This window comes from Pseudoalteromonas denitrificans DSM 6059 (assembly GCF_900112265.1).
Classification (GTDB): domain Bacteria; phylum Pseudomonadota; class Gammaproteobacteria; order Enterobacterales; family Alteromonadaceae; genus Pseudoalteromonas; species Pseudoalteromonas denitrificans.
The window spans coordinates 1-9,006 of record NZ_FOLO01000100.1 but is presented as its reverse complement, the minus strand read 5'-3'; the positions used below and the strand labels follow the sequence as shown (position 1 = coordinate 9,006).

General features: G+C 32.8%; 12 protein-coding genes and 1 pseudogene. 11 read left to right on the top strand and 2 right to left on the bottom strand.

Features of this window, described 5'->3' with window-relative positions:
• Positions 1-233 (bottom strand): annotated as a pseudogene (locus tag BM088_RS26500) (hypothetical protein); the annotation flags it as partial.
• Between the two features lie 1,030 nt (positions 234-1,263).
• On the opposite strand from BM088_RS26500, the gene BM088_RS26495 reads away from it, so the two are divergent.
• The 10 genes from BM088_RS26495 to BM088_RS26450 all read left to right on the top strand — a co-directional run bounded on the left by BM088_RS26495 (position 1,264) and on the right by BM088_RS26450 (position 8,481).
• On the top strand, positions 1,264-1,470 hold the full coding sequence (locus BM088_RS26495) for a hypothetical protein (protein WP_091991895.1): 207 nt from the start codon (positions 1,264-1,266) through the stop codon (positions 1,468-1,470).
• Between the two features lie 184 nt (positions 1,471-1,654).
• Positions 1,655-1,903 carry a hypothetical protein gene (locus BM088_RS26490; protein WP_091991893.1) on the top strand — a complete coding sequence of 83 codons (249 nt, stop codon included), beginning with the start codon at positions 1,655-1,657 and terminating at the stop codon, positions 1,901-1,903.
• Between the two features lie 837 nt (positions 1,904-2,740).
• On the top strand, positions 2,741-3,112 hold the full coding sequence (locus BM088_RS26485; protein WP_091991891.1) for a molecular chaperone DnaJ: 372 nt from the start codon (positions 2,741-2,743) through the stop codon (positions 3,110-3,112).
• 8 nt (positions 3,113-3,120) lie between these two features.
• Positions 3,121-3,498 (top strand): hypothetical protein, encoded by a 378-nt coding sequence (locus BM088_RS26480; protein ID WP_091991889.1) that lies wholly within the window; start codon positions 3,121-3,123, stop codon positions 3,496-3,498.
• Positions 3,499-3,552: 54 nt separating this feature from the next.
• A complete protein-coding gene (locus tag BM088_RS26475; RefSeq protein WP_091991887.1) occupies positions 3,553-4,209 on the top strand; it encodes an SMI1/KNR4 family protein in 657 nt (218 codons plus the stop codon).
• 78 nt (positions 4,210-4,287) lie between these two features.
• Entirely contained in the window at positions 4,288-4,587 is a 300-nt protein-coding gene (locus tag BM088_RS26470) for a hypothetical protein (RefSeq protein WP_091991885.1), read from the top strand.
• A 10-nt stretch (positions 4,588-4,597) separates the two neighbouring features.
• Positions 4,598-5,071, top strand: coding sequence for a hypothetical protein (locus BM088_RS26465; RefSeq protein WP_091991883.1), 474 nt, complete (start codon positions 4,598-4,600; stop codon positions 5,069-5,071).
• A 43-nt stretch (positions 5,072-5,114) separates the two neighbouring features.
• Positions 5,115-5,396: a hypothetical protein gene (locus BM088_RS26460; RefSeq protein WP_091991881.1), complete on the top strand. Its 282-nt coding sequence runs from the start codon at positions 5,115-5,117 to the stop codon at positions 5,394-5,396.
• Entirely contained in the window at positions 5,389-7,005 is a 1,617-nt protein-coding gene (locus BM088_RS26455) for a hypothetical protein (protein ID WP_091991879.1), read from the top strand. Before BM088_RS26460 ends, BM088_RS26455 begins: the two co-directional genes overlap by 8 nt.
• A 321-nt stretch (positions 7,006-7,326) precedes the next feature.
• Positions 7,327-8,481 carry a hypothetical protein gene (locus BM088_RS26450; protein ID WP_091991877.1) on the top strand — a complete coding sequence of 385 codons (1,155 nt, stop codon included), beginning with the start codon at positions 7,327-7,329 and terminating at the stop codon, positions 8,479-8,481.
• A gap of 103 nt (positions 8,482-8,584) precedes the next feature.
• On the opposite strand, the gene BM088_RS27990 is transcribed toward BM088_RS26450, so the two are convergent.
• Complete coding sequence (locus BM088_RS27990) at positions 8,585-8,719, bottom strand: hypothetical protein (RefSeq protein WP_281247210.1); 135 nt, start codon at positions 8,717-8,719, stop codon at positions 8,585-8,587.
• Between the two features lie 59 nt (positions 8,720-8,778).
• On the opposite strand from BM088_RS27990, the gene tnpA reads away from it, so the two are divergent.
• Positions 8,779-9,006: IS66 family insertion sequence element accessory protein TnpA (gene tnpA / locus BM088_RS26445; protein WP_425439342.1), on the top strand; the 228-nt coding region annotated here is incomplete at its 3' end.

The window sequence follows — 9,006 nt, the reverse complement described above, 5'->3', positions numbered from 1 at the left end:
TGTTGATAAATATTAATTCTATTTTGATGTAGTGTTTGGTTACCCAGTAACCTGTCAATGCGTTTAATACCGTATTTTTCAATTGAGCTATTTGACTGTGCTAACGCTCTACCGATAGAAGTTAAACTCAGTCTTGCGCCATGTTTAACTGCATCAACAGCTTCCATTAATGACTGTTTAATTCGTTTATCAAATTTAATTGGATCTATCATATTTAGTGTGGATAATGTCATTTGATGTCTGTATCTGTTAGGTTTGTTTTTTGGCGAAAGTATATTTAACAGATCACAGGCATCACTTCAAAAATTTGTGGGGATCCTTAAGACTAAAACCTTACCCTTCTACAGGCAATTGTAACCGCTTAAATCAGCGACAGTTTTTTAGGTTAACGCAAAAAATTAACGATTAAAACATCTAAAATGGGGGCGATATCCTCCACCTTTTAGTTTCTATTTCAGAATCAATAACATCCCAAATAAAAAAACTCAAAATTATTTTTAATGCTTTGTTTTTAAATAAGATATAGCTAAATAAAGTTCGAAATAGGCATATTGTAATTCGCTAAATAAAGTTCGAAATAGGCATGTTAAATAATGATTTTACATTTGTTTGAATATCGATTTTGTCCGCGAAACTTTACGGAGGAAATGGGAGCTATAAAGTCTGTAAAATCGCTTGAAAGAGCATAATTCTTTGCTGTGAACATTTTAAAAATAAACAGCATTTACAGAGATAAATCAGTGCATATAACAGGCACCCAAAAGTTTGAATTCAAGTCATAAATTAGCGTTTTAAAAACCAAATAATCTATCAATATCTTGCAATCGTGATAATCAAGCAAACCTGTACTAACACAAAAAATCGATTTTAAAAATGCACTGCACTTTTAAAATAAAACCCATAAAAAACAACCAAAACAGCAATTTTTTTATTTTCATCTGATAGCTATAAAAATGAATTTTAGTCGTCATAATGGACAAATTGATAAGGAGGCGACCTTGAAAATGTCAAAAATAACGATGCACGCGGTCAGTTTTGTAAACGTAAATTAACCAATAAATTGGCAGTAATGTTCCGCTTCTAATATGAGTCAATTGTATTAACGAGTCATACAAAAATATTTTATCAACAGTTTAGCTAGGGGTATCAATAAATGAGTGTTTTAACCTATATCTTTATTTCAATCGTTAGCTTTGTCATAACTATGAGTTTGATATTTAGAATTATGTTTAGCAAATCAGCTGTCGATAAGGAGAGAAATAGATGAAAGATGATGGAGATTTCACTATGACTTTAGGGCATGTAGAGCAACTAGCTTGTGAAACTGCAACTGCTCACGTTATTCAAATTGCTTTAATCCATAAAACTATGATTGCAGTAGGTGAAGCTGGAAAAGTTTGTCTTTTAGATGCCAAAACCCTTAAACCAAACTATGACTCTGAATTAAATAAAAGTAATTTAAAGTCATAAAGTTACCTATATAAAAGTAACCTATCTAACTGAAAGTTTTTAATATCTTCATAGAATATCTATTTCTAAAGTTAGTCTTACTGATTTCCAAAAAAAGCGAAACACGTTTGTCTAAGCATTTTTTGCTCCCCATAATGACGATACTTGAAACGGCAATTGCCACCAATTTTAAAGAGAACCCGAAATGAATTTAACACTAGCAACATTCCTGAAAAACACATTGGAATTAGATAACTCTTGTATAGAGATACACCCTGATTATTCAGGCCGTGGTATGTATGACGAAAAGACAACTGGGCTTAGTGGTAATTTTAGCGTTAACTGCATTTGGAAGCTTATTATTAAGTACCGAAAGGAAGTTGAAACTATCACACCTCTCGATACTATAGATTTACGCAGTGATGAATTTGCCCGTGGCATCATAGTTTATTGAGCTAAGACGATAACAAAAGGTTTGCTAATTGAGTTGCAATCCTTTTTTCAGTATTCATCAATATAGGTAACTAGTTATTATGAATATATTCATCTACATGGGCCTAAGCATTATTGTGTTTTTTGGCTTAGGTATAATTATGTATTACACAATATTCAAACATCCAACCTTTATTCATGATATTGAAATCAAAGCAAGTAAGCCAAAAGATGATACATCTGAAAAACACTAAAGCATAAGGGACTGACCATTTTTGAAGCAAATACCCCCTTAAAAGTCTGAATTTTAAACAAAGAAATCATAATTGTGCTTATAAGCATTATAACGGCGATTTTTAGCCATAATAGTGATTATAAGCACTATTATGACTAAAAGATTAAGCTAATTTACCAAGTGTTTTGGTAATTACCAGAACTCACTATACTTTCCTATACTTCTCTAAAATTACTAATAGCGCAAAGTAGCCTCCACTAATAGAGATTGATGATGGTTAGTTCCAAATCGTTACCAACCAACCAGTTATCCAACACATTAGTAATTAAATTGAAATCACAAACAGGCAAGCCTAATCCAAAGTTTCTGTACAGTTTACCTACTGATAATCCCGTCAAAACTGCCATAAAGATCCCTAAAGGGATAGTTAGGCGTCATAAAATGCAATAAAGCGCCTTAAAGGATGTTTTATATCAATATATTACAAGTAAAGATTATGGCTATAATTAAGTCGTTCTGAATAATATGATTTATTTGTTCCTCATTAATTTTATCTGTATAGTCAGATACTTAAACAATGCTTTTTATTTTAAAAACAAACTTAATAAGCTGATAAGGAATATCATGCAAGAAATTAAAGCAAATTTGTATCCATGTAAACATTGTGATGAAACAGGCACTTGTTCTTCCAATGAGAATGGTTCTAGTTGCATAGCTTGCACTAAAGTTCATCAGTTAAAAATGAATAAAGTCTATAATGGATTATCTTGTGCGATATGTGGTGGTTTAGGTCAATCAGAACCCTTCACTGAGCGCTTAAATAAGCGAACGACACCATTACTAGCTATGGGAATAGTCTTCCTACTGCTTATTTGTACAACTGTTTTAGCCTTTTTCAATAACCCCCACTTTTCTGCATTTTTAGCTTTCTCAGGCACGCTAATAGGTAGTATTACAACTTTTTACTTTACAAATAATCATAAAAAAAATAAGTAACACACATAATGACTAACTATTTTCAGATTGGATTCTTATCAATTCTTTTATCCCTTTGCGGTATTTGGTACGTTTTATTTAATCAGCCAGAAGAAAGAGGGCTTGATATAATTGATACCCTTGATTACAGGGGATTTGTTTGCTGCTTAGGTTGTGCTGGGTTGTATGTTTATATCAACAAGAGTAATCAAATCGAGTTTGAGGGTGTTGCTGTTTCAGAAAGAGAACTAATTTCCCATTTAAAAGAACATGACGGCTATAAACCTTTAAGGCTTATAATAGACACAAGTGATAACATTAAAGTTCAAAAGTCCTTAGGTTTATCAGCCAATATAAAAAAGCATTACCCAAAAGCAAAAATCTCCTGGGTAGGTGAAAGCGCTTAATAACAACTCATTATCATTACTAATAAAACATCACATAACGAAGGGATAATAGCAATGAAATCATTGTGCTCTCAAATTGAAAATATATTACCCTCGACAATGCATATCCCTGAACCTTTAAAGAAATTATTTAAGTGGATAGAAATCAACAACTTTTGTGAAGAAACAGAGTTTGGTCGGATTGGTTACCTCTATCCAATAGATAAAATCAGAAGAGAATGGTCTGAATCTGAAAGACCAGGTGGAACTTATATTGAATTTTATGCCGAACAAGATAGCGATTCATTTTATTTTGTTAATGATAATATAAAGAATAGATTACGGATTTTTGCTAAAACTGGTGGTGATGGTTCTGTCGCTGGATTTTGGCTTGATGATGACGGGAATCAGAAGATAGTCCATATTGGTTCTGGCTCAGGATCGATATTAGCTTGTGTGTTAGCCGATGACCCAATTGATTTTTTAAGGTTGATCGCGATTGGGTATGATGAAATTTGCTGGAATGAAGATTTTGGTCTGAGCTTGTTAGATAGTTTCAAGAAAAATGAGTTTACTGTAAAGCCAAACTTAAAGTTTCAAGACTGGTTAGTACATGAATTCAATACAACTATTCCAAGCACCGCTTTAGAAGTTGTTAAAAATCCTGCTGAATTTGGTGATGAAAATTCTGGAGATGCTTTTTGTGATTGGTTAGAAGCGAATGATACATAATAAATTGACTATTCATGAGAACATTTAAATCCATTACAGCTATTACTATTAAATATAACTTTTAGATGAATTTATTGAATGAAGTTAACACCATCGCAAATTAACTTATTATCAGTTCTAAAAATTGCAACCAAACAAGCCCAAACTGATGAATTCATGTATAAATCAGAATGGCTTGGATACTTACCTTTTGGTCAATACCAGTGGTTAGAAGTCGTTGGGAAAGAGTTAAAAAACATTAATTTATTATCAATTGAAGCAGACTTAGCATCTCTTGAAAAAGCATCTCAAATTTATAAAGTTAAAGAAATGATGTCTAGTTTTGAAGAAGAGGATATTCTTATTATTTACAAACTTACTACAGAAGAAATCAATTAAAGAAACGATCATGATAAATAGCCAAATGCTTGAAAATGTCTTACCAATCTTTTTTGAACACCAAGGATGTGAAGATACTGTAATCACTCAGAATATTAAACGTTTAGGTCTTAGTTTAAAAGAGTCCGAACGTATAACAGCATTTATCCCAAGTGCATTTTGCCGTGTCGCACTTTCTGAACAATTAGATATAGAATTCCTAGATAGTTATAAGGTAAATAACCTAGAAAAGCAGTTTAGCTATAGCGATGAACCTATCTATCAAACAGCTATAGAACTAGCTTCTGAGATAATGAACTATAAACCTGAACTGTCAGAAATATTTAATAGCATAGTTGTACGCAGCGCTGAGTGTAATGTGATTAATAAAGCATTAAATGAAGGGGCTGATATTACAGGAAATTCACTTTCGCCCGTAATATATTTTGGGTATAAAACACTTGGAAAAAAGCAAACTTTGTTTGATAAACTACTTAACCGCTAAATTTAGGTATTCATGAAATATATCTGATAAGGAATTATAAACTTTGGATTTACCAACTATTTATCTTGTTTTGATCGCAATACATTCAATACTTGCATTTATTGGCTGTCTGTATGTTGCTGAATCAATTGTTCTGATGCCAAGACAGAAGTATATATTTACTACTTTAAGTATCTTACTCCCAGTTATAGGAGTGTGTTGGGCTATAGATAGAGCTAAAGATATTAGTAAAATCAGAAGTAATCTTAATCATGGAGGTTTACATTTTGATAATCATGAACCTAATAAAAATGTAAATATGGATAGTAACCCTAGCAATGACTAAATTCACTATAAACCTTAAAGCTAAACTGAAAGCTATAGCTATGATTAGCTGTATTCTTTTTGGTTTTTTACTGAATAGTTATAATACATTCGCTTCTAAAATTGACGCACGGTTATGGGAACAGCATACACTACAATCTGACCTAATAGCTGTTATTGAATGTACTTTAGCTGGCGGTAGCGTTACTGAGTTTAAGATAATAAATATCATTAAAGGCGACGAAAAGCTTCACTCAAATATTAGAATTAAAAATAATGTTTCCTATTGGGGCCGACAATTTAACCCTACTCTTGTTGGTGAAAGGTTTTTGATAACAGGGTTTAAAAATAACGCTCCTGTTGATATTTATTCTATGTCATCAGGTGGTGCGGTTCCGCTTTGGTGGCGTAATTTAGCATATGATTACAAAATACCTTTAGGCTCTGGTTTTTTAGCTATAAAGGAATATAACCAACAAAATAGTTACCACCTACCTCGCTGGCAAGATAAACCAGTAACAAGCACTGATGAATTAATTATATATATCAAAAGCCTTTTAAATAAATCAGCACAAGAGCAAGATCTACAAATACTTCACTCTTTAATTCAAAAATACATGGCATATGATTGGCACCATACAACAAAAGAGGAACAAGATTTAGCTAAAGAATTATTACTCGTTACAGATCCGCTTCAGATCATAAGAAAAATGTGGTTGTTTATGAACCAAGATATAGAGAGTAGGCGCTATAATATTCTCCGTATTTTTGAACAAGGCCCTTTTAGCCAACATCTTCAAAAGAACATAGATAATTATTTTCAAGAGCTTAAAACTCACAACTACGATTGGCTGCAATACCATTCATTTTATTTTAAAGACGCTCAAGAAGTCACCACACAGCACTCAGCAATCTCTAATATAGATAAGGAGCAAATACAGTATTTTCAAAAGTATTTAAACTTATATAGTGAAAATGATAAAAACTACGGTAAACAAGAGCTTTGGTATAAAGCATTCACACACTTTAGAAAGCATGAACCAATATATTTATCCCAATATCTGTCTAAATGGACACCTACTAGCCCAGATTGGAATGACAAAGCTAAAGGCTATGAGTTTGCCTCATCACTTATTTTCAATACTAAAGATCTTAAAATAAAACGTCAGGTTATTAATAAATTATTAAATAGTGTTGACCCCCATGTTAGAGTCACTGCTAGTGTTTATTTAACAATATACAACAAAGAACAAGGTGAAAAAGAGCTAGCTAAAAATTTAAAATTAAATAATGGTGCAGGTTTGTATGCTGCATTAAGCTATGCTCGAAGAGGTCACAAGCTTGGTGTAAATCGTGCGTTAGAACTCATAAAACTCCTACCAACGGAATATAGAGAAGCTGGGAATTTCATTATAAACCTTAAACGGAGACTCTTAGTTTTACTTTCAAACTCGGCTAAATCCAGTAACTTGCCCCAACCACCAACTGAAAGCTTACAAACTACATATAAATCGGCTTTAAACGGTTCTGCTGGAGAACAAGATATTTTTGCTTGGTGGGTTAGTTATAAAGATGAAATCAAGTTACTAGATCCTTGGTTAGCAGGTCTAGATAAACAGGGTATTGATTAACAATATATCTGTAGTCTTGCAATTCATGCTTCTTAAACGGTTACCATCGATATATTTTTTGATTATCTAGTCGAGACTGATAAATTCAAAACATATAAAAACAAACATCTAGATTGCAATCTTAGAATAATAACTATATTCTTTAAATCAAGGCGCTAGCCACACTTGCACGCGAGTGAAAAACAGCAACCTCATCACAAGATAGAAAACTAATGATTCATAAATTTTTGTAAACATTACGCAGCTTGAGAAGTCAGCCGTAATCGCGTGTGGTATTGATTGCCAGCAGAGTTCTGCCTCAAGCATATGGATATGTTTATAATGAATATCAAAACTTTAGTACACACTCTACATTCAGCATTACTTCGAGAGAATTTTAAAACTAAGAAAGCCCACCTTTATGAGTTTGTATCTGCCTATTATGGTTATGGTAGTTATGCTGCATTTCAAGCATGTAATGACCCTATCAAAAAAATAACACCAAGAGAAAAAGAGCACTCACAAAAACAAAGTTTTGAGCGGGCATTAAACTTGAATTATGAAGCTGCTACTGCATTAAAAATTGCTAAATCTATTTGTGAGCTTAATTATTATTTCGAAAAGCCTACCTTGGAAAACATAGCTCATTATTTAATAAGTTTAGATGAAGCTGTTTATTTTGATGAATTAGAACAATTTGATGATATTAAGGAAGTAACACAGCTTCATACAGACTTCATAAACCAATTAAGAGTATTAATTAAGCAAGGTTCAACTGATGCTCTTTTATGCGCTTTAGTTTTATGTGTAACAGAATTATGTAACTACGAAAATGATTCTAATAATCTAGCTGGGGATTATTGGTACGAAAAACGACTTACAGGCGAACAACTCTCTCCTCTTAGAAATTCAGTAGCCGATAATTTTATGGCAATACAACCATTTCAAGAGTTATTAAGTGAGTTAACTAATGAAAAAGAGCACCTAGAATTCAGTAGCTTAAACAAACCTCAATCAACTAAATCTTTTTCAGATATATTCTACTCTGAGCATGAATCTAAATGGACAAGTCTATTTCAGGAAGCTCCCCATTTAGTGGTTAAATCATTAGACTATTTATTCGAAAAAGAACTTGTTAAACATTCACCTAAATTTCATGAATTATATACAAGCTGGAATATCCTTACCTTATTAAATTACCCATCTAAAGAAGCTATTGCATTTTATATAAATAGTAGTGAATCATATTTTGGCGAAGATGAATCATCACTTAAAACTTCTATGTCTAATAACGAAAAATGGTTCTGGTACTATTACGGACTACAAAACGGCTTCGATATTACGCAAGATAAACATATTGCAATTAATAGCTATACAGGTGAAGAATGGGATGGATACGGGCCTTTAGAAGTCGGTGGTTATGACGGGTTAAACTTACCAGAAATACCTTATGAAGCCAAATTAACAATGCAAAAACTAGCCGATACAATTTTCTAAGACTAATACAACTAATGGCTGAACTTCTTTTCTTTACACTCAAAAGAGATATATTGCTACTATCATATATGTCTCGTGAAAGCTTAGAAGTCCAGCAACACTGCTACTGAATATTTTGCTTTCGCCAATTATCAATTGCCGTTGTTAATCGGTCAGCAGGGGTAGCTTCTTGCCATTCATCCCAAAAATTCACAGTACCACTATTAGGTTTATTTAGTGAAGGTCGGCGTACCCGCACCTACAATAAACCTAAACTAATCGTTAGCCTATAACCCAATTTAAACTTGGGAGAGCATTATGGCCAGGCGAACACTCGAAGATTGGCAAACCATTATTGAAGCGCAGTTGGCCAGTGGCCTGACAATTGTTAAATACTGCGAACAAAATAAAATAAATCCAAAAACCTTTAGTTCACGTAAAGCGACATTAAAACAAAGAGATGCGCAGCCCGGCACCTCTGAACAAAATGGTTTTGTTCAAGTTCAAAGTGATATGAAAACCTCTGCCACAATTATGTTCAAAACA